This window comes from Amycolatopsis sp. cmx-11-51 (assembly GCF_047608665.1).
Lineage (GTDB): Bacteria > Actinomycetota > Actinomycetes > Mycobacteriales > Pseudonocardiaceae > Amycolatopsis.
Window position 1 is genome coordinate 53,082 of sequence record NZ_JADNQO010000019.1, and the last position, 23,100, is coordinate 76,181.

The 23,100-nt window shown below is 68.6% G+C and carries 15 protein-coding genes; 3 read left to right on the plus strand and 12 right to left on the minus strand.

Annotated features, from left to right (window positions below):
* Window positions 1-168: 168 nt before the first annotated feature.
* Window positions 169-4,137 (minus strand): alpha-(1->3)-arabinofuranosyltransferase, encoded by a 3,969-nt coding sequence (locus tag ACM6LU_RS35310; protein ID WP_414942196.1) that lies wholly within the window; start codon window positions 4,135-4,137, stop codon window positions 169-171.
* A 39-nt stretch (window positions 4,138-4,176) separates the two neighbouring features.
* On the opposite strand from ACM6LU_RS35310, the gene ACM6LU_RS35315 reads away from it, so the two are divergent.
* Complete coding sequence (locus ACM6LU_RS35315; RefSeq protein ID WP_414942197.1) at window positions 4,177-4,881, plus strand: class I SAM-dependent methyltransferase; 705 nt, start codon at window positions 4,177-4,179, stop codon at window positions 4,879-4,881.
* A 92-nt stretch (window positions 4,882-4,973) separates the two neighbouring features.
* Here ACM6LU_RS35315 and ACM6LU_RS35320 read toward each other — a convergent pair whose 3' ends face one another.
* The 5 genes from ACM6LU_RS35320 to ACM6LU_RS35340 all read right to left on the minus strand — a co-directional run bounded on the left by ACM6LU_RS35320 (window position 4,974) and on the right by ACM6LU_RS35340 (window position 13,102).
* Window positions 4,974-6,716, minus strand: a complete 1,743-nt coding sequence (locus ACM6LU_RS35320; RefSeq protein ID WP_414942198.1) for a hypothetical protein — start codon at window positions 6,714-6,716, stop codon at window positions 4,974-4,976.
* A gap of 8 nt (window positions 6,717-6,724) precedes the next feature.
* On the minus strand, window positions 6,725-8,314 hold the full coding sequence (locus ACM6LU_RS35325) for a substrate-binding and VWA domain-containing protein (RefSeq protein WP_414942199.1): 1,590 nt from the start codon (window positions 8,312-8,314) through the stop codon (window positions 6,725-6,727).
* A gap of 98 nt (window positions 8,315-8,412) precedes the next feature.
* Window positions 8,413-10,527 (minus strand): putative bifunctional diguanylate cyclase/phosphodiesterase, encoded by a 2,115-nt coding sequence (locus tag ACM6LU_RS35330; RefSeq protein WP_414942200.1) that lies wholly within the window; start codon window positions 10,525-10,527, stop codon window positions 8,413-8,415.
* A 105-nt stretch (window positions 10,528-10,632) separates the two neighbouring features.
* Window positions 10,633-11,682, minus strand: coding sequence for an alpha/beta hydrolase (locus ACM6LU_RS35335; RefSeq protein ID WP_414942201.1), 1,050 nt, complete (start codon window positions 11,680-11,682; stop codon window positions 10,633-10,635).
* Between the two features lie 76 nt (window positions 11,683-11,758).
* Window positions 11,759-13,102: a cytochrome P450 gene (locus ACM6LU_RS35340; protein ID WP_414942202.1), complete on the minus strand. Its 1,344-nt coding sequence runs from the start codon at window positions 13,100-13,102 to the stop codon at window positions 11,759-11,761.
* Between the two features lie 172 nt (window positions 13,103-13,274).
* Here ACM6LU_RS35340 and ACM6LU_RS35345 point away from each other — a divergent pair, with 172 nt between their 5' ends.
* Both ACM6LU_RS35345 and ACM6LU_RS35350 read left to right on the plus strand, forming a co-directional pair.
* The gene (locus tag ACM6LU_RS35345) at window positions 13,275-14,087 is read left to right on the plus strand and encodes an SAM-dependent methyltransferase (protein ID WP_414942203.1); all 813 of its coding nucleotides are present in this window, start codon (window positions 13,275-13,277) and stop codon (window positions 14,085-14,087) included.
* A gap of 138 nt (window positions 14,088-14,225) precedes the next feature.
* Window positions 14,226-14,498 (plus strand): hypothetical protein, encoded by a 273-nt coding sequence (locus ACM6LU_RS35350; protein ID WP_414942204.1) that lies wholly within the window; start codon window positions 14,226-14,228, stop codon window positions 14,496-14,498.
* On the opposite strand, the gene ACM6LU_RS35355 is transcribed toward ACM6LU_RS35350, so the two are convergent.
* The 6 genes from ACM6LU_RS35355 to ACM6LU_RS35380 all read right to left on the minus strand — a co-directional run bounded on the left by ACM6LU_RS35355 (window position 14,491) and on the right by ACM6LU_RS35380 (window position 23,100).
* A complete protein-coding gene (locus ACM6LU_RS35355; protein WP_414942205.1) occupies window positions 14,491-15,288 on the minus strand; it encodes an alpha/beta fold hydrolase in 798 nt (265 codons plus the stop codon). The genes ACM6LU_RS35350 and ACM6LU_RS35355 overlap by 8 nt on opposite strands.
* Before the next feature lie 71 nt (window positions 15,289-15,359).
* Entirely contained in the window at window positions 15,360-16,508 is a 1,149-nt protein-coding gene (locus tag ACM6LU_RS35360) for an epoxide hydrolase family protein (RefSeq protein ID WP_414942206.1), read from the minus strand.
* A 122-nt stretch (window positions 16,509-16,630) separates the two neighbouring features.
* Window positions 16,631-18,982: a polysaccharide lyase 8 family protein gene (locus tag ACM6LU_RS35365; protein ID WP_414942207.1), complete on the minus strand. Its 2,352-nt coding sequence runs from the start codon at window positions 18,980-18,982 to the stop codon at window positions 16,631-16,633.
* 238 nt (window positions 18,983-19,220) lie between these two features.
* Window positions 19,221-20,678 (minus strand): aldehyde dehydrogenase (NADP(+)), encoded by a 1,458-nt coding sequence (locus ACM6LU_RS35370; protein ID WP_414942208.1) that lies wholly within the window; start codon window positions 20,676-20,678, stop codon window positions 19,221-19,223.
* A gap of 15 nt (window positions 20,679-20,693) precedes the next feature.
* A complete protein-coding gene (locus ACM6LU_RS35375) occupies window positions 20,694-21,839 on the minus strand; it encodes a hypothetical protein (protein ID WP_414942209.1) in 1,146 nt (381 codons plus the stop codon).
* A gap of 4 nt (window positions 21,840-21,843) precedes the next feature.
* The gene (locus ACM6LU_RS35380) at window positions 21,844-23,100 is read right to left on the minus strand and encodes a glucarate dehydratase family protein (protein ID WP_414942210.1); all 1,257 of its coding nucleotides are present in this window, start codon (window positions 23,098-23,100) and stop codon (window positions 21,844-21,846) included.

The following is a 23,100-nucleotide window of genomic DNA, read 5'->3' on the forward strand; positions in this document are numbered from 1 at the left end:
GACTTGACTCCGACCACGGCCGGGCCGCCCGTCAACAGTGGCTGCTGTGCCCATTCCCCTCTTCGCACCCACTCAGCATCGGGCGGGCCACCGACAGAAACCCGATGCTCTCGATCGTGACCGGTCCTCTCACGTCAGGCTGTGTGGAAAAAGGGACGTTGAGTGTCCCTATTTCCACACAGCTCCTTCCACACGCTCGCCTTCCCGCCCCGCGAACCAAGGCACACACATCGCCACCGTCGCCGCGGCCGCCAGCAGCAGCGCGGCCTGGGTCACCGGCCCGTACGCCCACTCCTGCCCGTGCCCCAGCAGCCGCCCCACCACCGCGGCGAGCGTTCCCACGACCATCCCGCCGAAAGCGAGATACCGCGGAGCCCGTTCACTGAACTGACGTGCCAGCAAGACGGCGATCAGCAGCACGATCGGCAGCATGCCGCCGAGGACGGCCAGCAGGCCGATGAGCACCACCGGGACGGCCACACCGGTTCCCGCCTCGACAGAGACGCGTCGGCGGCGGACCGGCCACAGCACGCCTGCCAGCACGGCCAGGATCGCGATGGCGCCGATCAGCAGGCCGGAGCGGTATTTCCAGTCCGGGGTGAATTCGAGCCGCACGACACCGCCGGAGCCGGCGGGCAGGATCCACGCCTGCTGCCAGCCGTCGACGCGCGTCTTCACCAGCGGAGTCCCGTTCAGAGACGCGGTCCAGCCCGCGTTGGCGTTCTCCGGAACGGCCAAAATGGACTCATCGCCGCCTGCCACGGTGACCGTCCGGGAGGTCGCGTCCCAGGTGTCCACGGAGACGGCCCGGTGCCCGACGGCTCCAGAAGCCTGTCCGACGGGTTTGAGCCACAGGTCCTGGACCACAAAGGACTCGGACCGTTCGGTCCGCAGTTCGTGTCCGCCCGAGGCCAGCTCCACGCCGCCCGCCGAATCAGGACACGCGGAAAGGGTCAGTGGCCGGTGCGCGGCGAAATCGGCGAGGGTGCCGCGCACGGACGTGTCGTAGTCGAGGCCGTCCAGGTGGACGTTCGGGCCCGACCCGCAAGGCAGGGAAAACTCGGCGGAGGGCGCGGGAAGCTCCACACCGGTCAGGGACAAACTCCCGATCCCCAGCGAGTTCCGGGTCCGCTGGTCGTCGTCCAGGCCGGCGAACGCGATCTTCAGCTGTGAAGTGTCCAAGGGTGGGAACGTCGCCGCGCCGGAAGCGTCGAGTTCGACGGAGCGGCTCGACGTCGGCGTCGTCAGCTCCAGCCGCGCGGGCGCCCGAGCCGTCCCACCAGGATCGGCGGCGACGCGGATTCCGGAGATCGTCTTCGACTCAGGCCAGTCCAGTGTCAACGTCGGCCGCAGGTCGGTGACGTCGGGCTGCCACGCGGTCGCGGGATTCCCGTCCAGCGCGGCGAACGCGCCCGCCGCGGGATCGCCACCCAGCTGCGAGGTTCCGCTCACCTGAACGCCGGGCAAGGCCACCGGAACCCGGCCGCCACCGGCGGGCAGCACGGTGCCGCCGAACTCGTAGGCACTCTGCGACGTCGTCGAGAACAGCCGCCGGATCCCGTCCGGTTCTTCACCGTCGCGGCCCGCGTTGGCGTCACAGCGGGCGTGCCCGTCGTCCGGCACACACGCGTACCTCGGTTGCTGGCCCCGCGTGAACGCGAAGCCCGGTGCCGTGCCTGCGGGGAGGTCGGCGGGGACTTCGAGCGCGCGTTGTGGTTCGGCACCGGGGATCTTCAGGTCCGAGATGCCGACGTTGCCGTCCTGCCTGCCGACCACGAGCGACAGCAACGTGATCCGCACCTTGCGCGTCACCCCCGCCGGAGCGGGATAAGTGTGCGTCCCTTCGCCGCGGACGACCTGGTGATCGACGGAACCGTTGTCCGTGGTGATCCGGATCCGGGTCGGCGGCCAGCCGACGCGGATGTCGTCGACCATCGCGAGCTCGACCGTGTTCACCAGCCTCGGGGTGTCCAGTTCCACTTCGAGCCATTCCCCGATCGGACCGGTGAAGGTCGAGGAATGCCAAGCGGTCCGCGGATCCCCGTCCAGCGCGGCGAACGGCTGATGGCTCGGATCCGAGCCGCCGAAAGCGTCCGCGAACGACGCCGCCGTCGACGCGCTGACCGAACGGATCCCCCGGTACGCGGCCACGGTCTGGTGCTGCTCCCCCGGAAACGGCAGGACGTCCAGCGCGGCTCGTTGCTGTCGCGGCGATTCCCCGGCCGTGAGTGTCTGGCTCAGATTGTCCCGCACGCCGCCGACATTGCGTTCGGCGCGACGCAGCCCGTCGGTGACCAGCCTCGGTCCGGTCGGCGAACCGCCGTCCCCGGTCAGGACCGTCGGCGTGCCGGGATCGAGCTGCCCGGAGTTCATCAGCGGCAGCAGGTTCTCCGGTCCGCCGCTCACCGTCGGAACGTCCTTCGCGGACGTCGCGGTGACGAGCGGCACCGGCCGTTGCACTTCGTAGATCTCCAGCGGTCCGAAGCCGGCCGCCTTCCCGATCCCCGGCGACCCCGCCAGCCCGGCGCGCAGTGTCGTGAAGTCGGGGGCGCCGACCTTGGCGCGGTCGATGTCCCCGCGCAGCATCAGGAACCGGTAGCCCGACCGCGCGAGCAAAGCGGCGAGCCCGGGATCCCCTCTGCCGTCGGTGAGGGCCGCGTCGACCGAGTCCATCAGGCGGGTGTTGCCCTCCGAGCCCAGCGGGACCTGGTTGCGCACGGCCCACGGACTGTCCGCGATGGCCTGCGCCGGTTCGTCCACGGTGCGACCCCAGTCGTACTCGCCGAAACCGGTCGCGGGCAGCAGCAACGTCCGCGCGTTCGGGTCGGTCTTGGCGACGTAGCCCATCGCTTCGTACCAGTACCCCGGCACCTCGTCCCAGCCCGGACCGGGCCGCAAGGTCAGCAGCCATACCGGCGCGGCCATCACCACGACCAGTAACGCGCCGAGCGCGGGCCGCAGATTCCGCCGCAGCGAAGGCACGGCGCTCGTGATGCCTTGACTTGTGATGCCGTAAACGAACGCCAGCATCAACGGCAGTCGCAGCACCGGCTCGAATTTGTGCACGTTGCGCAGCGGCGCGAGCGGACCGTCGAGCAGATGACGCACGGGCTCCGCGAGCGGACTGTCGAGCGTGCCGACGTAGCCGACGGTCAGCAGCGTCAACCCGGTCAAGACGCCGAGCATCAGGAACCGCCGTTCGGGCAACCCACGCCGCGCGAGGCCGAACAGCCCGACCGCGGCCACCAGCCCGGTGGCCGCCATCAGCACGGGATTGTCGATCAGCGCCCAGCCCGACGGCCACCACGGCGTGCCCTGCACGACGTAGGCCACCCACTGGTTCGTCCCGCGAAGCACCTCGAACAACGACATCGGCGCCGTGGTGTTCGTCGCGGATTCGATGTAGTCCAGGAACGGCAGGCTGTACTGGCCGAGCAGTACCAGCGGCAGGATCCACCACAGCACCACGCCGACGACGAAGACGAACCACCAGATGACCAGCGCGACGTGCGTGCTCCGCCATTTCCGGGTCAGCAGCCACAACCCTGGCAGCACGAGCGCCATCACGACCATCGCGCCGTTGACCCCACCCATGCACAGCACGGCGAGCGCGGACAATCCGGCGGCGCGGCGCGGCGAACCGATCCGGTCGGCGAGGATCAGCGGCAGCAGTACCCATGGCAGCAGGACGGCTGGCAGCATTTCCGAGGACAGCGAACCGATTTCGGTGACCATCCGGGGCGCCAGGGCGTACCCGACCGCTCCGATCAGCCGAGTCCGTTCGTTGCCGATTTTCAGCGCACGAGCGACCAGCAGGGCGCCCCCGAACGCGACCGAGAGCAGGATCGCGCACCACAGCCGCTGCGCGATCCACACCGGCATCCCGACGGCTTGGCACACCGCGAAGAACGGCCCCATCGGGAACAGGTAGCCGTACGCCTGGTTCTGCAGTTCCCCCGCCGTCGCCTGGGGATTCCACAGGTGCAGCGCGCGGCCGAGGAAGGCCAGCGGATCCACGGCGAGGTCGAGCTTGGTGTCGAACGTCGTCCTGCCCGGACGCTGCAAAAAGGACAGCACGGTCAGCGCCAGCACGATCCACGTGCTCGGCTTCTTCACCAGCGTGCCGGGGGTTACCATCCGGTAGATACTAGGCGGAAACGTGGCTACTATGCGCCTATGACAGACGGTTTCGAAGAGTCGTGGTCGCTCGCCGAGCCCGTCAAAGGCTGGATGACGCGGGATCAAGGCCTCGTCTTGTGGAACGCGGCCCGCCGCCTGGACAAGGGCGATCTGATCGTCGAAATCGGCAGCCACCAGGGCCGTTCGACGATCGTGCTCGCCACCGCGGCCCGCACGGTCGGTGCCAGGGTGGTCGCCGTCGATCCGTTCGTCGACGGACGGCTCTTCGGCGGATCGCCGACCCGCCAACGGTTCGAGGCGAACCTCCGCAAAGCGGGCGTCGAAGACGTCGTGGAACTGGTGGCGGAGTACAGCACGAAATTCCGGCCGCGCTGGGACCGGCCGATCCAGTTGCTCTACATCGACGGCAAGCACGACTACTGGACCTACACCGACGACCTGCGCTGGTCGACGAACCTGTCCGACGGTGGGGAAATCCTGGTCCACGACTGCTTCTCCTCGATCGGTGTCACCCTGGGCACGATCGCGAAAGTCCTTTTCGGACGGCGCTACACCTACCTCGACCGCGCGACGTCGATGGCCAGGCTCCGGCTCACGCCGCCGTCGATGAAGGACCGCCTGCGCGTGGTCGCCCAGTTGCCGTGGTTCGTGCGCAATGTCGGGATCAAGATCCTGTTGCGGCTGCGTTTGACGCCCGTGGCGAAGATCTTCGGCCACGACAGCCCGTACGACCCTTATTGAGTGGTTGCCATCGGAATTTTTTCGGGAGTATTCGGCGGATCCAGGTTTCCGCTGGGCGGTCGAGCCCCCCGGAAGACTTCCGATGGCAACCGCTAAGTCAGCGGCCCGCCGACGTCGACCTTCGCGAGGCAGACGGGAGCGCCCTTGGCGGACAACTGGAAACCGACCTTGTCGAACAGGCCCTCGATCGGCAGGTACATCGTGTGCAGGCCGGGCTGGAACCACACCGGGACGCGCACTCCGTCGCGGTCCACGAATCCTTCGCCCCCATCGGAGGTGAAGTAGTCAATCCGCAGCAGGTAGCGGCCGAGAACGGGTGTGTCCAACGGAACCCGGACCAGGTGCTCGCCGACGGTGTACCCACAGCCCGCCACCGGGCCGGGCAGGCCACGGGAAACGGGTTTCACGCCGGTGATCGCCCGCGCGATACCCAAGTCGTCCAAAAGGGACATCCGGCTAGTCGGCTGGTCGAACAGGACGCCCGGGATCAGGCCCACGACCCGGGAAGTGCGGGCGTTCTCGCCGAACCAGGCGTGCAAGATGTCGTTCGGCACCGTCGTGTCGTACAGGACGAGATCGGGGTCCCGTTCGATCGAGACCCGCGCGTTGGCGAGGAACTCCCGTGAGTGCTCGAACCGCAATCCCGGTGCCAGCCGGGAGAAACCCACGGCGGAACTCGCGATCAAGGCGAGGCACAACACCAAGGCGAGCGGGCGTTTCGCTGTCGACGGCGCGGGATCCGGCCCGCGATCGAAAGGTTTCGGTTCCAGGAAGGCGAAAGCGGCACACAGCGCGACGACGAGCGCCAGGTCGGCGACATAGCGGGGATCGCTGCCCAGTTCCGGGCCGACCTCGGTGAGCCGGGTGGCCGCGGAAAGCCCGATGTCCGCCACGAACACCAGGCCCAGCAAGAGCCACGCCTTCTTCGCCCGAAGGCCACCGGTGCGCACCCCCACGACGAGGACGGCGACCGCCAAGAGCAGCAGCAGAATTCTCACCACGAAAGGGGAAGCGGCGAACGTCGCACCGGGGCCGGGTCCCGACCAAGGCCCGCCCGCCATCCCCGGCACCAGGGTGTCGCCGAGCATCCGCCCCGTCATGTCCGCGACCGTGCCGACGGTGACCGGACCACCGCCGTGCCCGACCTGGCTCGTGGTCAGGGCCAGGAAAACGGCGGCGTAGCCGGCGAGCAGAGCGGCGAAAGAACCCCACAGCACGAGGTGCCGTCGCAGGGAAACCCCGAGCAGCACGGTGAGGCCGGCGACCAGCACCGGGATGAACACCGCCTTTTCGTAGAAGGCGAGCCCGAAGACGGTCCAGGCCACGGTGGCGATCGCCCAGCGTCCGCCGTCGGCGAGATACCGGACGTGCGCGTGCAGGGCGGCCGTGGCAGCCAGCAGCACCGGCGCGAGCTGGATCGCGTACGCCCACCACAACGTCGGAACGAGCAGCAAGGTCGACGTCGTGAACATCGTGAACGGGACGAGAATTCCCCAGCGGCGCCCGAAACAGCGCACCAGGACCGTCCACAACAGAACCGAGGAGGCCGCCTGCATCATCAGGACCGGCGCCATCAGCACGGCGAAGTCCAACGGTGCCCAAGCGGTCAGCAGGTCGGCGAGCAGGAAGCCGCCTGGCGCGAGATGGCCATGGTAGTCCTGGAAGAAGTAGCCGAACTCGAAGGGTCCTGCCTTCGCGGCGTGGTAAGTGATGACGAAGTCGTCTTGCGCGAGGCTGCCGCGCAGCGCGGCCCACGCGTGCAAAACGAACGGGACGACACCGGCGACGAACGCCGCGAGCGTGACCAGCGAAGGTCTTACCCCCCGGACAACCACGTCTTGCCTCAATTCTTGCAGGTCGGCGGCTGGCACATGATCTTGCTCAGCGCCTGGTAGAAGACGTCGGAGATCTTCCGCGGATCGGGGGTGGTGAACGATTCCCCGCCGGTGGCGGTGGAAACCTGCCGCAGCTCGGCCGCGTCGATGTCCGGTCCGATGCCGATCCCGATGACGGGCAACGGTTTCCGTGGGTCCTGGAGCTTGCCCAGCTCTTCCAGCAACCTTGGCAGCCCGATCGTGTCGCTGTCCTCGTTGCGCCCGTCGGTGAGGACGACGACGAGGTTGATCCGGCCGGGTTTCCAGTTCTGCCTGGCGTTCTGGTACGCGGCGAGGATCGAGTCGTAGAGACCGGTCGCCCCACCGGGTTTCGGTCGCACCGCCTGCAGTTGCTCGACACCACCGGAGGTCTTCTGCTCGGCGATCGTCCGCATCGGCAGCAGGACACGGTGGTCCTTGTCACCGTCCATTTTGGTCGAGAACAACCACAGACCCAGTTCCGTGGTCTGCTTGAACAGCCCGAGTCCCTGCGTCGCGGCCTGCAGGGTGAGTTCCATCCGGCTCTTCCCCGCACCCGGCACGGCGGCGGCCATCGAACCGGAGACGTCGAGCAGCACCTGGACCCGGGCGCTCAGGTTCGTCCCCGCCCAGGCCTGCAACGCGGCGTACAAATCCGCCGACGGCGGGGCGCCCGGTGGATGCGGTGCCGGATCGGTTCGGCTGTCCTGTGCCCGCGGGACGGCGAACTGCCCGGTGGGCGCACGGAATCCCGCGTCGGCGAAGGTCGCGGCGGCGAGCGGGTCGAGCAACAGCCGCAGAAAGCGTTCCGCCGCGGTCCTCGACGCCTCCGAAGCCTTGGGCAGCACGACATACGGATAGTCGAACCCCTGCACCGGGACTCCCGGATACGCCGCCACCGAATTCCGGGCGAGCACGGACTGTTCGGTCGATGGGAAGGCGGCCGGGAACTGGCCGGGGGCCGGATTCAGCTTCCGCATGACGGCGGTGAAGGCCGCGGCCGGATCGGGCGCCTTCTCGGTCAGCTTCCGCAGGCCGAGCAGCGTGGCGATGCCCAGCGGATCGCGGGCCGGATCCGGCATCCCGACCGGGGAACCGTCGAGAATCTCTTGCCAGGTGAGGGTTTTCCCCGGCCAGCCGAAACTTCGCGCGGTCTCGTCGGGAAGCCCCAGCACCACCGGGGAATTCGCCACCGACTGACCGGATTCCGGCAGGTTCCACGCGCCGGCGTCCCTGGCCTGCGACAACATCGTGCTCGACTCGGGAACCCAGACGTCGGGCCCGCCGGAGGTGGTGGTCCCGAGCAGGTCGGCGGTCTTGGCCGACTCGCTCGCGGTCACGTCGACACTGAAGCATTCGTCTTGCGGCACGGTCGCCGCGAGCCGCGTGAGCACCGGCGCCACGTCGGGCGCGGCGGTGATCTCGACCGGCGTCAGCGTGTCACAACCGTTGCCGGCCAACCGGGCCCGCAGATAGTCGACACCCCACCAGGCGCCGAGCGCGATCACCAGCAACAGGCTCAAGACGACGACGGGCGCGTCGAAACGCCGTCCACGCCTCGGGCCTACCTGCATGTGCATGCCTCCGAGGTGCGGTGTGAGGACCTGGGATGTTGCCCAATCCGCCCGCGCACGTCAACCCTCCGGTAACTTACGCCCGGGCCGCTGCGGCAGATGGCCTAACCGAAGTACCGGCCTGCTCCGATGTGGGCACCGGCGTTCTGCCACCACCCGGCGTCGCCGGTCGAGTCGATCCCGTCCGCGATCACCGTCACGCCCGCGATGGTCGCGGTCTCGATGAGGTTCCGCAGCGAGCGTTCGGCCAAGGGTTCCGTCCGCCGCTCGGCCAGCCGGGGAGCGATCCTGACCGTCTGCACGGGCACGTCCACGAGACAGACGACGTCACCGGAGACGCCGAAGTCCTGCAGTTCCGCGTCCACCCCGATCTCGGCGAGGAGGTGCAGGTTGTCGACGGTCTCCCCGAGTTCGGCGAGCACGGCGCCTGCCGGGAAACCCAGCCGCAGTCGTGACGGCCCGAGACCGGTCGCGGTGAGCACCTGCCGTACCGAGCCGACGAGATCCGGATCCGCGGCCTGGTGCGGGGTCAGTCCCACGACCATCGGGAGCCTGTCGTCCGCCTCCTCGCACGCGGTGCGGATGAGCCATTCGCCGAGCGGCACGATGAGACCGGTCTCGTCGGCGAAGCGGACGCAGGTGTCATGACCGATCCGGCCGTGACGGGGATGGTTCCACTCGAGTCTCGCCTCGATACCCGCGGGCGTGCTGTCCGCCAGCCAGGTCAGCGGCCGGAAGTGGATCTCGATCTCGCCGATCTCCCAGGCACCCGCCATGGAGACGGCCAGGCTGAACTCGTGCCGTTCCCTGATGTCGAGGGCCGAATCGGACAGCGTCCACTGCCGGTAGCCGTTGGACTGCGCCCGGCGCAGTGTCATGTCGGAGACGCGCAGCAGCTCGTTCGGCGCGATGTCCCTCGGTGGCCGGTGCACGACCCCGACACAGGCGGAGACCGCGACCCCGATCCCGCCTTCGAGGTAGACCGGTTCGGCCAGTTCCTGGTTGATCATGCCGACGACGGTGGCGACGTCCGGGCTGGTGGCGGTGTTCTGGATGAGGATGCCGAACTCGTCTCCGCCGATCCTGGCGACGAGCGCGTCCTCGCCGCCCACGACTGCCCGCAGCTTCGCGGCGACGTTCTTCAGCAGCTCGTCGCTCTGTTTCTGGCCTAGCCCGCCCGCGATCAGGGAGAATCCGTCGAGATCGAGGTGGTAGACCGTGACACCGAAGGCCGGGTCGGCGTGCCGCAGCGCCCGCTCCAGGCGGGTACCGAAGAACTGCCGGTTCGGCAGGCCGGTCAGCGGATCATGCAGGGCTTGGCGGCTCAACTGCCGCTGGAGCAAGGAGACGTCGGTGTCTCCGTCGACGAGTGTGATCAGCTGCTGGGCCTCACCCGCCGGGTCGCGGATCACCGCACCGGTGAAACCGGCCCATGCCGGTTCCTCGTCTTCGGCGACGAGTCTTCGCGACAGTTCGAGCCGCTGGGTCTTGCCTTCCAGCAGCTTCCGGTAGCCCTCACGCAGGCCGTCGGCGTCTTCCCGGTGGACCAGGTCGTAGAGGTTGAGCCCGGTCAGGTCCGAGACGGGCCGGTGCAGCATTTCGGCGAACGCCGGGTTCACTCGCTGGACGCGGCCGTCCACCCTGGTGACGGCCACCCCGGTCTTCGAACCGGTGAACAACTGCTCGAAGCGCGCCTGGGTGAGCACCAGTTCACGCCGGGTCTCGCGTTCGAGGGTGACCAGCGTGCGGCTCAAGTCTTCCTGCTGCGTCTGGATGCTCTCACGCAAGGCCTCGCCGTAGCCGGAAGCGAGCGCACCCAGCACCTGCAACGCCCGTTCGGGGAGCGACTTCACGCTCCGCAACTCCGGTTCGTTCAAGAGCCCCTTGCCGAGTACCTCCATCGTGCGACGCAGGCTGTCCGGCCCGACGCACCTGAGCGCGACGAGCCGCGCGCCGGCCTCGGTGGCCTGCGCGGGCTCGGCGTCGTCACTCAGCACCGCCGCGAACACCTCGTCCAGCAGAGCGGCGAAATGCTCTTCGATCTGAGCGTGGGTATATGGAAGATACGCCGTACCGGTGACCAGGTAGGCCCACTTGCGGGCCAGCGTGGCCCGCGTCGGCGCGGCATTCTTCCTCTTCGGTGAGGAGGAGGACGCAGTTCTCTTCTGGGCGTCCGGCGATGCCGGGTACTCGTCGCCGTCCGGAAATGGGGCGGTCACGTCTGCCGGTCCTGGGGTCGTTTTCGCATTCCGTGGTGGAGAAACATCCTCCACGATTCTCTGTCGGTACTCACGGTTTATCGGCCACCCGATCGGGTGGTAACCCTACGGTACTGCAACACCGACCTGATCCCTCAGCCAACCGCGGGTGGCGTCCCGGTACTGGGACGCGTTGCGGTGCAGCGCCAACGAATGTCCGGCACCGGGCAGAACATACGTGGAAAGTTCGGCCTCGGGACGATAGTACGGCGCTTCCGCCGGGCGCAGCGTCGCTCCGCTCGAACAGTTCCGGAGCGCGAACAGGCCGCAGAACAGGATGTCCTTCTCCCCGACCGCCTGGAAAACCGGCACGCGGATCGCTTTTGTCGCGGGCAGTACGATGCCGAACACGGCGACGGTTCCCATTCCCGGGACCGAAACCTGATCCTTGGTCGCTTCATCGGCCGCGATGACACCCGGGTCGGTGTTTTCCGTCGCGTAGAACAGTCCGGCGCGCGCTCCCGGTTTCGTCGTGAAATAGAGCGGATCGCTGCCGAGCGAACCAAGCCGGTCGTCCGCGAAAGCGGGCTGCAGGCCGAACAGCACACCGAGGGTCAAGGCGGGCGCCGACGGCAAGTGCGTCATGCCGGAGAGGATCACGCCGTCGACGTCCTGGTACGTCGACGCCTCGGCCGCGACGATGCCCGAGCCGATCGAATGCCCGACGATCACGACCTTCTGGAACGGCGTGCCGCCGACCCGTCCCGCCCGCAGGTGGCCGACCACCTGATGCATCGATCGCGCCAGTACCGGCAGCAGGAGCGGAAGGCTGAACGGCTTGCTGCTCCCGCCCGAACCGAGCTGATCCGCGGCGAAGGTCGCGTAGCCGTGCTTGGCCATGTCGCGCTGGTACGAGTAACGATCCGGGTCATGGGGCAGGTCCCAGTAGGCACTGGTGTAGGTGCCGCCGTGCACCAGCAGCTGGACCGCTGTGGGCGCCGGGCCGTCAGGCAGGCAGAACCGGCCGTGCACCGTGGCGGGTTCGCCGAGCGGGCCGGTGACCGGCAGGTCCAGGTCGGAACAGTGGATCTCGACGGCCGCGGCCGGGGCGGCGACCAGGAAACCACCGAGGAGCGCGCAGCAGGCGGCCACCGCCGTGGCCAGTTTGAGCGGCATTCTCACAGAACCCTCTCCGGAATCGGAACGCGCGGAAGGAGCACGAACCCTACACCTGGTAGTCGGATGCTCACCGTCAGCCCGCTGTTCTCGGCAGCGCGGTCATCGGCAACCGATTGGGCTGCATCGTCGCTTTGAGCTTGGGATAGACCTTGACCCCCGGTACCGGCACCAGCCGCCAGCGCGCGCCGATCGTCGCCGCGACCAAGGCGATCTCCGTGGGAGCGAACTGGTGGCCAGGGCACAGCCGGGGCCCGGCGCCGAACGGGATGAACGCGCCCTTCGGCACCGCGGCGGCCCGCTCCGGCTCCCAGCGGTCCGGGTCGAAACGGCCGGGTTCGGGGAACCAGCGCGGATCGCGGTGCAGCGTGTGCTGACTGACCGCGACCTCGGTACCGGCTGGAATGCGCACCCCGCCGAGTTCGACGTCTTCCCGCGCGCGTCGCATGAGGATCACCGGCGGGGTCCGGCGGACGACCTCGTTGATGATCCGCTGCGTGTAGACCAGGCGCGGCAGGTGTTCGAACCGCGCGGGACCGCCCGCCAGCACGTCGTCGACCTCGGCGTGGAACCGGCGCTCGATGTCCGGCCGCTGCCCGATCTCGTGGAAGAACCACGCCAGTGCGACGGCGGTGGTCTCCGCGCCGGTGGTGAGGATCGTGATGACCTCGTCCTCCACCTGCCGGTCGGTCATCGACTCGCCGGTCTCGTCGTCCTTGGCCAGCAACAACATCGACAACAGGTCTCCCTGATCGCCGCCCTTCTCACGGGCCTTGAGGACGGCGTCGCCGATGACCCGCCTCAGGCGTGCGGCCGCGGCGTCGAACTCCCGGTTCGCCGGGATCGGCAGCCGTTCCACGAACTTCGGCGAGAAGGCCCTGACCATGACGTACTTCAGCATGATCGGGATCGACCGCTGGATTTCGGCGAGCGCGTCGCCGCCGAGTTCGGTGGAGAACAACGTGCGCCCGGAGATGGTCAGCGCGAGATTCTGCGTCCGTTGGTCGAATTCCACCACCTCGCCCGGTTTCCACGAGTCGGCAAGCTCTACAGCGAGCTTCGTCATCGTCGTCTCGGCGTAGAGCGCGATACGGCTTCGCTGGAAAGCGGGCAGCATCATCCGCCGTTGCCGCTGGTTGAATACGCCGTTGGAAGTCGCGAGCCCATCGCCGAACAACGGCCGCATTTTGTCGAACACAATGCCTTTGTCGAACTTCCCCGCGTCGACGGCGAGCAGCCGCCAGGCCAATTCCGGCGTGGTGACCAGGTAAACCGGCATCGGGCCGAAGTCGAGGCGGACGACGTCGCCGTGCGATCCCAACTCCGACAACAGTTTCAGCGGGTCACGGAGCATCGGCACGGTGTGGCCGAGCAGCGGCCACCGGCCTGGCGCGACGGGGACGTCCGGAGGTGGTGCCATCGTGCTCGTCTCCCGGTGCCTGGACGGTGAACCCGGTCACTTTAGGACCGCCGGGCGGCGGATGGGGTTCCGCCACCGCACATCCACACGATCGGACGATGGCGACCCCGGCCGTGGCTCCCGCTAGACTCCTGTGCCCCAACGGAATCCCAACCGAACGGTGGCGACGACGGTGACTTCCAACCTGAGCTGGGTGCCCCCCGAGGTCGACACGAGCGTGCCGAATCCCGCACGGGTCTACGATTACTGGCTCGACGGCGACCACAACTTCCAGGCCGACCGCGACCTGGGTGATCAGGTATTGAAGATCATGCCCGGGGTCCGTGACGCGGCCCGGCTCAACCGCGCGTTCCTTCGCCGTGCCGCCCTGTACATGGTCGAAGCCGGCGTGCGGCAGTTCCTCGACATCGGCTCCGGCATCCCGACCGTCGGCAACCTGCACGAGATCGTCCAGCAGGCCGACCCGTCCTGCCGGGTGGTCTACGTCGACCGTGAATCGGTCGCGGTGGCACACGCGAAACTCCTGCTGCGCGACAACGACCGGTGCGCGGCGATCCAGGCCGACCTGCGCGACGCCAACGACATCCTCACTAGTCCGGAGGTGCAGGAGCTGCTGGACCTCGACCAGCCGGTCGGCTTGTTCATGTTGCTGCTGCTGCATTTCGTGCCGGATTCGTGGGAGCCGCACGCGATTCTGTCCCGCTACCGGGAACGGATCGCCCCCGGCAGCTTCCTCGCCCTCTCGCACGTCGCCGCCGACGCGGACTCGAGCAGGCTCGACGAGGCCATCGAGGCGTACAAGGGCACACGGAACGACCCCATTCCCCGGACCCACGACCAGGTGCTGTCGTTCTTCGACGGCTTCGACGTCGTCGAACCCGGCGTCGTCGGCTGCGCGATGTGGAAACCCCAGGGCGCCGGGGACATGTCCGAGGACCCGGCGATCAACGCACTCCCGTACGCCGGGGTCGGCCGCAAACCGTAGGACCCGCCTCGTGCGTGGTAAGTCGCGTTAGCGCCGAGGACGTCTTAGGTACCTGCCGGTTTCCGGGTGCGGTTGATCGCGGTTTCGGTCCGTGGCCGTGTCGCGAAAGCCACTTTCGGGACATCAGAGGTCGCGAAAGTGGCTTTCGCGACACCCGGGATGGCGGCCCGCGCCCCGTGTGAGCTGTTGCTGGCCATGGCGGCCAACAGCCTGGGCACCGCCTGCCTAGCGCTCGGCGAGACGTCGTCGACGGGGCTCGGGCAGCATCACCTCGCGCTCGAAACGGCGAGGCGGATCGGCTACCGGCTCCAGGAGGCCCGCGCACTGGCCGGGATCGGGCAAGCCCGCGCCGCACGGGACCTCTATGCCGCGATGGGCCCGCCAGCCGAGCCGCTGAAAGTCGTCACCTGAGGAACTCGGTGAGCAGCCCGCGCAGGACGTCCGGCTGGCGAAGGACGCCGTGATCCTGGCCCTCGACGGTGACGTGCCGGGCACCGGGGATCGTTTCGGCGACGGCGCGGGCACCGGCCCGCATCCAGGCGTCGCTCTCCCCGCCGTCCATGACCAGCGTCGGCACGGAGATCTTGGCCAGCTTGTCGGCGGGCAGCCCGTTGCCGGGGCCGCACAGGGCGAGGTCATAAGGCAGCGTGTGCGCGAGGCCGGTGAACCAGGCCCAGAACGGTTCGTCCCGCATACCTTTGACGATCTCGGCCGGGGTGGCCGTCCCCTCGACCAGGAAGAGTTCCACCGCGGCGCCGCGGTCGCCGTCGGCGATCAGCGTCCGGACCCGGTCGAAGAGGTCAGCGGCGGGCTTCGGACGGCTGTCGTCGACGACGTACGGCGGCTCGTACACGGCGAGGCTGGTCATCGTGACACCCCTGGCTGCGGCTTCCAGCCCCAGCACGGCACCCGACGAATGCCCGAACACCGCCGCCGAGCCGCCCACGTGGTCGATCACCGCGGCGAGATCCTCGACCTCGCGTTCCACCGAATAGACCGCCCCCGCCCCGCTGCCGCCCCGCCCACGCCGGTCGTAGACCAGCACGGTGAAGTCCGGGGCCAGCGTCGCGGCGAGCCCGGCGACGGTCGTCCGGTCGTTGAACGCGCCGCCGACCAGGACCACCGGCGTGCCTTCCCCGGTACGGTCGAGGGCGATCGAGGTGCCGTCGGCCGAGGTCACGGTCTCGAACGAGGTGGTCATCAGGTCCTCCACAGGGTCACTTCGACTCTAAGCTTTGTCCCCGAGTCGGAGCCGATGACCACCCCTCGACATCACCGCCGGAGTTCCCCGAAGAATTCCCGGAGCTCGGTGACCACGTCGTCCGGGACGGCCATCGCGACCATGTGACTGGGACTCTCGTGATCCGCCCAGCGCACGATGTCGTTCTTGCGGGAGGCGATCTTGCGCAGGACGGACGGTCCGCCGTGCGAGACGCCGGTCGGCACCACCGTCTGATCGATCGGCATCGCGGCCGCGCCCTCGTAGTACGGCCACAGCGCGGTGCCGCCGGTCGCGGTCAGCCAGTACAAAGTCGCGTTGGTGAGCAGGAGGTCGCGGTCGATCGGTTCGGCAGGCCCGGCACCGTCGGGCCAGCCGTCGAACTCCTTGAACCGTTCGACCAGGTAAGCCAGTTGCGCGACCGGCGAATCGAGGAAACCGAAGCTCAGCGTCTGCGGCCTGTTCGTCAGGTACGGTGCGTACCCGCTGCCGCCCGCGAAGCGCGCCGCGAGATCCTGCAGGGTCGCCAGCTCTTGATCGCTGAGGCCCTCGAAGTCGGCCGGATCGCCCATCGGGATCCCGAGTCCGGACGTGATGTGCGAGCCGATGACGTGCTCGGGCGCGTGTACCGCCAGACACGGCGTCACCAACGCGCCGGCGTCGTTCCCGTGTGCGCCATAACGTTCATAGCCGAGACGGCTCATCAAATCCGCCCAGGTCCGCGCCACCCGCGCGATGTCCCACGGCCGCTCGTCGGCTGGTTCAGGGAACGTCGAAAACCCGAAGCCGGGTAACGACGGCGCGACGACGTGGAACGCCCGCGAAGGGTCGAGGCCGTGGGCTCGCGGGTCGGTCAGCGGGCCGACGACGTTCAGGAATTCGGCGATCGAGTTCGGCCAGCTGTGCGTCATGATCAGCGGGATCGCGTCCGGTTCGGGCGAGCGGACGTGCAGGAAATGCACGCGCTGGCCGTCGATTTCGGTGGTGTACTGCGGGAACTCGTTGAGCCGCTTCTCCAACCCGCGCCAGTCGTAGCCGTCTCGCCAGTACTCGGCCAGATCCTTGAGGTAGGAGACGGGGACGCCTCGGCTCCACTCGGCACCGGGCAGCGCCGACGGCCAGCGGGTGCGGGCCAGCCTGTCGGCCAGGTCGTCCAGATCGGACTGCGGGATGTCGATGCGGAACTGCTCGATGTCAGTCATGGGGCAACCGTATGGACCCTTTAGGACAGATCGTGTCCTAAAGGGTCCGATTCGAGCGTCGCGAAAGCCACTTTCGGGACATCTGACGTCCCGAAATGGCTTTCGCGACATGCTCAGCAGGGTCAGCGGGCTAGTGAGACCACCTGCGTAGCCCCGAAGGTGCCCTTCACCGGCACCTCGACGGTCTTGCGCCGCACCGTCACCTTGATGACGTCCTGCCGCTGCGTCGGGTCCGTAACGGCCAGCTGCCGGCCGTTGCTCCCCCGTCCCAGCGCCACCGACGCCGGACCGGACACCGACACCTCGTCGACCGAGCCCGCGGCGAAGAAGTTCGCCAGCAGCGTCGCGTCCCAGAGCCGGATGGCCTGCACGGTCACGGTGTTGGACCGCACCCGCCACGCCCAAGCCGAGGCGATCGTCTCCAGCACCGACGCGGTGAGCAGGACGGCGTAGGCGTAGCTCGCCCCTGAAGGCTTGGCCCCGTGCTCGATCACCAGCTTCTGGTAACGCCGGGTGTAGGGCACCGTGGTGCCCTTGGTGTTGGCGCCCTTGTCGACGTCGCGCCAGGTCCCTGTCCGGTCCTCGCGCAGCGCGGTCACGTCGGAGGCGTCGAGCAGGACGTACCCACCGACCTTCTCCAGGTGCAGCCATCGCTTGCGCCGCAACGACTCCGACCCGGTGACCAAGCGGCCGTCGGCGAGCAGGGCACCCGAGCCGTGCTCGCCGAGGTTGCGATTTTCAATCGTGGTGCGGATCCGCTCGCCCGACGCGTCGGTGATCCCGGCGCCGAGGCAGACCACCCCCGACGGCGTGAAGAACCACGACTTCTTCGCCGTCAGCGTGCCGTCTTGCGAGACGAAGTCGAGGGCGTGCGCGCCGTGCCTCGCGTCCCAGCGGACGCCGCCGCAATGATCCTTGGTGGTGAGCGGTACTTGCTCCAGTGCCGGGGTCGGACCGGCCTTGGTGGTCGTGCCCGGCAGCAGCAGCGGATCCACGGTCGGCCAGTAGGCGTCGGTGAAGTGCCCCTTGGCCTTGGGCAGGAACAGGTACAGCGAACCGTCGCCGGTGTACCAGCCGTGCAGGTTCATCGCGTTGACCGACTCGTACCGCGAGATCCGTGTCGAGGCGACGCCGAGCGAGGCCGACCAGCCCTCGGTGATGTGCACCATCCGGTCCTGCTGGCCGAACACGCGATGCGTCGCGACGGTGGGCGTCGGCCGGATCTTGGTCGCCAGCAACTCCTGCGCGAACTCGATGCCGGGGACGGCGACGAGGTCCGGGCCCGGCGCGAACCGCTCGGGGTCGGGGATTTCGAGATATGGCGCGAAGGTGTCCTCGGTGATCCACTTCGCGGCGAGCCCGCCGAGTTCCTCCTTGCGTTTCCCGCTCGCCGACCGCGCCAGCAGGACGACCGCGCCGGTGACCTGATGCCCGATGTCGTGCGCGGATTCCCCTTGCCGGGAAAGGAACCGGCCGCGGACCGACTCCATCAGCGCGCCCGCGTGGACGAACGGCGCGAACGTGTCCGAAACCAGTGCGTACGCCGCCTCGCGAACATCGACGGGCAGTTCGAACTCGGTGCCCTTGGTGACGTGGATGGCGGACGCGACGGCGGTGAGCAGGACGATCCCGTAGTGCCCGGGATACGGCACCGAATCGTGCTGGATGAACGAGCCGTCGGTGTGGAATCCGTCGCCCGCCGCGCGATGCAGCTTGGCGATGACACTCGCCACTCCCCCGCCTTCGACGTCGGTGAACGCCCCGACACCGCGTCTGATCCGTTCGGTGTCGCCGAGCATCGCGCCGGAGACGATGGAGATCGTCGACTTGTCCGCGCGGTTGGCGCCGGTCTCGACGACCGTCGGGTTGTTCGTGCGCAGGTTCGGATCACCGGAGAACTTCAGCACCGGCTTCAGGTACTTGGCGAGTTCGTCCTTGGTCAGCTCACCGGCCACCGTGGACAGAATGTGCAGCAGGTAGAGCGGGATGCCGATTTCGTAGGTGTACCAGTTGCCGATCTCGGCGGTCTTCTCGCTGTACTGATCGCTGATGTACAAAAGTTCCAGCGCCGCTTCGATCCGGCCGAGCACGGCCGCGTCACCCGCCAGCGCGCCGCCAGGGGTGCCCCAGTTGACCGCGATCGCGCGAAGCCGGGCGTACATCGACGTCGTGAACTCACTGCCCGGGCCGAGAGGGAGGTCCTTCCACAAAGGACCATCGCCGACCGTCATGCTGTCGTAGTAGGCCTTCGCGACCCTGTCGAGGTTCGCCAGCGCGGTGGCGCGTTCCGCCGACGGCCGGTTGATCCCGGTCTGCAGTTCGCGGTAGCCGGTGACGATGGCCGCGGCCTCCGCCGGAACCGCGGACTGGGCGAACGAGGGCCGGGCGATCGCGGTCGTGAGCGCGACCGAAGCGGCCGCGGCCGCGCCTCCACGCAGGGCGGTTCTCCGGTCGACATAACCGAATCCGGGCATGACGGGGCCTCCCAAGGGGTCGAATGACAGCAACTAGGGGCGGCGGCGTGAGGTGGGGCCTCGTGAGTGACCTGCTCGCGCATCAAGGGTTCCCGATGTCGGTGAAACCTGGCTCCGGGTACGCGTTGACGAAGCGATTGGGACGTCGAGCGCCCAATTCCTTCATCAACAAGCCTGAGACCAGACTCGCCACCTTTGCCTTACCCCCCATAGAACGACCCAAATCACTCACGAGCTTCTAGCGTTTCCCGTCGGTCCTGCGTGGCAAGCCCCACGGGTTGTTCTCCCGCAACGGTTCCGGCAGCAGCGCGTCGGGGAAGCCCTGCCAGGCGATCGGCCGCAGGAACCGCTCGATCGCGGCGGTGCCGACCGAAGTGCTGGTCGGCGCGGTGGTCGCCGGGTAAGGGCCACCGTGTTCCTGCGCCCAGGTGACCGTGACACCGGTCGGCCAGTCGTTCCACAGCAGACGGCCCGCGACCCGGGTCAGCGACGGGAGGACCGGGCGGATCCAGTCCACATCGGACTCTTCGCCCTGGATGGTCGCGGTGAGCCCGGGTTCCATCACCTGGAGCAGGCTGATCAGCTCGGCCCGGTTGGTGTAGGTGACGATCAGCGACGCCGGGCCGAAGCACTCCTCGCGGACCGTGCCGGCGTCGGCCAGGAAGTCCTTGGCGGTGGTGGCGAGCAGGGTCGCGCCGTGCGAGATCCCCTCCGTACCACCGGACTCGGACAGCACCTCGACACCCGCCACGTCCCGCAGCTTCGCCAGCCCGTCGGCGAATCCGGCCGCGATGCGCTCGTTGAGCATCGGCTGCGCCGCGATCGTCGAGACGGCCTCGCGCAGGGTGTCTTCGAGCCCGTGGCCGTCGGGGAGGAACAGCAGCCCCGGCTTGGTGCAGAACTGCCCGGCACCGAGGGTGAACGACCCCGCGTAACCCTTCGCGATCGCCTCGCCACGCGCCTCGATCGCCGAGGGCGTGACGACGACGGGGTTGACGCTGCCGAGTTCGCCGTAGAACGGGATGGGCGACGGCCGCGAGGTCGCGATGTCGAACAGCGCGCGCCCACCCGGCACCGAACCGGTGAACGACGCCGCCTGGATCCGCGGGTCCTTCAACGCGGCCACCCCGTTCTGCTGGCCGTAGATGACCGCGAAGATCCCGTCCGGCGCACCGGCCTTGACCAGCGCCTCACGCAGGACCTCACCGGTGCGGGCGGACAACTCCGGGTGCCCGGAGTGCGCCTTGAGCACGACCGGGCATCCGGCGGCGAGTGCCGACGCGGTGTCACCGCCCGCGACGCTGAAGGCGAACGGGAAGTTACTGGCGGCGAAAACCAGCACCGGCCCGATCGGCGTGAGCAGACGGCGGATGTCCGGACGCGGCCCCATCGGCCACGCGGCGTCCGCGTGGTCGACGGTGGCGCCGAGGAACGCACCGTCGGCCAGCACCTCGCCGAACAGGCGCAGCTGGAACGTGGTGCGCTTCAGTTCGCCCTGCAGTCGCGGGGAAACCGGGAGGTGCGTCTCCTGGTTGGCCAGCGCGATCAGCTCGTCGGCGGAGGCGTCGAGGGCGGCCGCGGCCGCGTTCAGCCATTCGGCTCGCTGGGCTGGGGTCGCGGCCGCCGCCGTGCCTGCCGCCGCGGTGGCGGCCGCGAGGATCTGTTCGAGCGTGGCGGGATCTGTTGCCTGGCTCATGATTTCCTACTTCTCCTAGAGTTCTTGTGCGGCGCTGACGGCGGCGATGAGATCCGCCCAGCGCCCCGGGCCTGCGAGGCCGAGGTGGTACAGGTGCAGTTCGGTGGCGCCTGCCTTGCGGAGTTCGGTGGTGTAGGCCTCGATGTCGGGCACCGGGCTCGCCGCCACCGCGGTGACGTAGCTGCCGACGGCGACCTTGCGCGGCAGTTTCGCCCGCGCCGTCGCGACGGACTCCCGGCTGGCTTGCCCGGGTACCCAGTTCTGCAGCACCACCGCGTCGACGTCTTCGGGGACCGACGGCGTCAGCCCCGGCAGCGCGCCGGTGACCCACGGGTCCATCGCGCCGTGGAGCACGATCCGCGGCCCGGCCGGGATCTTCGCGAGCACATCACGCCGGAGCGCGTCCGTCGCCTTTTGCCGCGTGTCGAGCAGGACCTGCCGCAGGGTGGGCAGGATCTTGTCCTCGGTGGCACGGAGGTCACCGCCGTCGATCAGCCGCCGGACCTCGGCACGCAGCTTGTCCAGCGCCTTCGCCGGATCCTTGCCTGCCGCGGCCCAGGACTCCAGGCAGGCGTCGCAGCAGCAGACCGACAGCAGTCGCGCCACCGCGGGCGACCAGACACCGTCGGTCTTCTCGTGCTGATGCTGGTGGATGGCACCGAGCGGGCCACACGCCTCCAGGATGACCGAAGCGAAGTCGAGCCCCGCGAGACTCTCGGCGGTCATGTTCGCCGCGTACTCGCGGACCTCCGGCTGCCCCGGGCACAGCGCCCATGGGTACCGCTCGCCGAAGCAGTTGCGCACGGTGAAATCGGGGAACTCCGTGCCCAGCTGGGAATTGTGGGTCAGCACGATCCACGCCGCCGCCGGGATACCCGCTTCGTTCAACGACCGGACGGCGTCGCCCGCGCTGTCGCGGCTTTCGACCCAGTCCGGTTCGGCGGGCCGCAGCTCACCCCAGGCCTCCTCGCGCACCGGCCGGTACAGCGCCGCGTGGCGAGCGACGACCGAGGTGCGCTCGGCCGACCAGGGCGTCGCCGCGCGGGCGCTGTGGTACGACACGGCGACGGCGACCTCGTCGACGCCGAGTTCCCGTACGCGCTCGACGAACCCCGGGTCGTCGACGACGTCCCAGGGGTAGGCGTATCCGGTGACCTTCACCCCGTCACCACCGCGCCGTGTTCGGTTCGAAGTTTCCGACGAACTTCCGCATATAGGTCACGTCATCCCGTTTGGTCTGTCCACTTCGGACATAGGCTTCATGGGCCCGCGCCAGCGCGTCGGGGTCGAGTTCGACTCCGAGCCCCGGTTCGCCGGGCACCGCGACCGCACCGTCGACGAACTCCAGCGCACCCGGGGCGATGACGTCGGCCGTCTTCCACGGCCAGTGGGTGTCGCAAGCGTAGGTCAGGTGCGGCGTCGCCGCGGCCACATGCACCATAGCGGCCAGACTGATCCCGAGATGACTGTTCGAATGCATGGAAAGCCCCACGTCGAAGCATTCCGCCGTGGTCGAGAGGGCTTGCGTGTCCCGCAGCCCACCCCAGTAATGATGGTCCGAAAGTATTACGCTGACCGCTCGCTGTCGGAAGGCGGGCTCGATGTCCGCGAAGCGCACGACGCACATGTTCGTGGCCAGCGGCATGTTCGCCTTCTCGGCGACCCGCGCCATGCCCTCGATGCCCGGCGTCGGGTCTTCGAGGTACTCCAGGACACCGTCGAGCTCTTCGGCGACCCGGATCCCGGTCTCAGGAGTCCAGGCCGCGTTCGGGTCGATGCGCAGCGGGTGGTCCGGGAACGCCCCGGCGAGCGCGCGGATGCCGTCCATCTCCTGATCCGGGTCGAAGGCACCGCCCTTGAGCTTGATGGAGGAGAAGCCGTACTCCTCGACCATGCGCCGCGCCTCGCCGACCAGTGCTTCCGGCGTGGTCACCTCGCCCCACGAGTCCTCTTCGGCCCCGATGTGGGCGCCGAACTTGTAGAACAGGTAGGCGGAGAAGTCGACGGCGTCACGCGCCTTGCCGCCGAGCAGGTCCACCACCGGCCTGCCGAGGTAGTGGCCCTGCGCGTCGAGAGCGGCCACTTCGAACAGCGAGTACACGCTGGCGACCGTCTTGCTGACGGAGAATCCGCCGGTGAGCCCGTGCGCGTCGGCGAAGACGACCTCGCCCAGCGTGGTGGCGACCTTCCGGCGGAGGCCGGGCAGGTCGAACACGTCCTGTCCCTTGAGTTCCGGCAGTACCTTCCGGACCTGTTCGAGGAACGCGAGGTCACCGTAGGACTCGCCGAGACCGACCACACCGTCTTCGCAGATCAGCTGGACGACGCCGCGCAGCGCGAAGGGCTCGTGCACTCCCATCGCGTTGAGCAGGGGCGGGTCGGCGAAGGCGACCGGGGTCAGGACGACTTCGAGAACCTTCAT

Excerpts from the sequence above, each read along its gene's own strand:
- ACM6LU_RS35340 (WP_414942202.1), bottom strand. The coding sequence starts at position 13,102 with ATGGCACCACCTCCGGACGTCCCCGTCGCGCCAGGCCGGTGGCCGCTG.
- ACM6LU_RS35335 (WP_414942201.1), bottom strand. The coding sequence starts at position 11,682 with ATGCCGCTCAAACTGGCCACGGCGGTGGCCGCCTGCTGCGCGCTCCTC.
- ACM6LU_RS35370 (WP_414942208.1), bottom strand. The coding sequence starts at position 20,678 with ATGAGCCAGGCAACAGATCCCGCCACGCTCGAACAGATCCTCGCGGCC.
- ACM6LU_RS35310 (WP_414942196.1), bottom strand. The coding sequence starts at position 4,137 with ATGGTAACCCCCGGCACGCTGGTGAAGAAGCCGAGCACGTGGATCGTG.
- ACM6LU_RS35325 (WP_414942199.1), bottom strand. The coding sequence starts at position 8,314 with ATGCACATGCAGGTAGGCCCGAGGCGTGGACGGCGTTTCGACGCGCCC.
- ACM6LU_RS35380 (WP_414942210.1), bottom strand. The coding sequence starts at position 23,100 with ATGAAGGTTCTCGAAGTCGTCCTGACCCCGGTCGCCTTCGCCGACCCG.
- ACM6LU_RS35360 (WP_414942206.1), bottom strand. The coding sequence starts at position 16,508 with ATGACTGACATCGAGCAGTTCCGCATCGACATCCCGCAGTCCGATCTG.
- ACM6LU_RS35355 (WP_414942205.1), bottom strand. The coding sequence starts at position 15,288 with ATGACCACCTCGTTCGAGACCGTGACCTCGGCCGACGGCACCTCGATC.
- ACM6LU_RS35365 (WP_414942207.1), bottom strand. The coding sequence starts at position 18,982 with ATGCCCGGATTCGGTTATGTCGACCGGAGAACCGCCCTGCGTGGAGGC.
- ACM6LU_RS35315 (WP_414942197.1), top strand. The coding sequence starts at position 4,177 with ATGACAGACGGTTTCGAAGAGTCGTGGTCGCTCGCCGAGCCCGTCAAA.